The organism is Bartonella tribocorum (assembly GCF_002777915.1).
Taxonomy (GTDB): Bacteria; Pseudomonadota; Alphaproteobacteria; order Rhizobiales; family Rhizobiaceae; genus Bartonella; species Bartonella tribocorum_A.
The window spans coordinates 1-578 of the sequence record NZ_NJGE01000096.1; the positions used below are offsets into that span (position 1 = coordinate 1).

Here is a 578-nt window from a genome sequence, read left to right on the forward strand (position 1 = left end):
GACAGAAGCGGTGAATGGTTCGCAGCTTTACGAGACCAATGATAAGGTTGCGAACTATTTTGGTGGTGGTGCTAAGTACGAGAATGGTGAGTGGACAGCCCCAAGCTTCAAGATAGTGAGCTTTAAAGATGATGGAAGTTCTGAAGAGACGAGCTATGATAATGTTGCTGCTGCTTTTGCAGGCATGAATACTTCTTTCACGAAGCTTCATCATGATCTTTCAGACAATATTGAGCAGAATGCGTTGTTGTGGAGTGATGCGGATGAATCCTTTGTAGCGCTTCATGGCACAGGTTCAGAGAAGCACAATAGCAAGTTGAGCCATCTTGTAGATGGAGATATTTCAGCGGGTTCGACAGAAGCGATTACGGGGAACCAGTTGTATCAGTTGAATCAGACGTTAGCGAGTTATTTAGGCGGGGGAGCGAGCTATCAGGGCGGTCAATGGACAGCGCCTGAATTCCAAGTAACGCAGTTCAAGAGTGATGGGAGTTCTGGTGAGAGTAAGAGTTATGATACAGTAGCGGGAGCRTTTGAAGGCGTTAACGGAAGTTTGTCTGGTATCAACGATCGTCTTA

Annotated in this window: 1 pseudogene; it reads left to right on the top strand. The window is 46.1% G+C overall.

What is annotated here, in order from left to right:
• Positions 1 to 578: pseudogene (locus CER18_RS10200) on the top strand (Vomp family autotransporter); the annotation flags it as partial.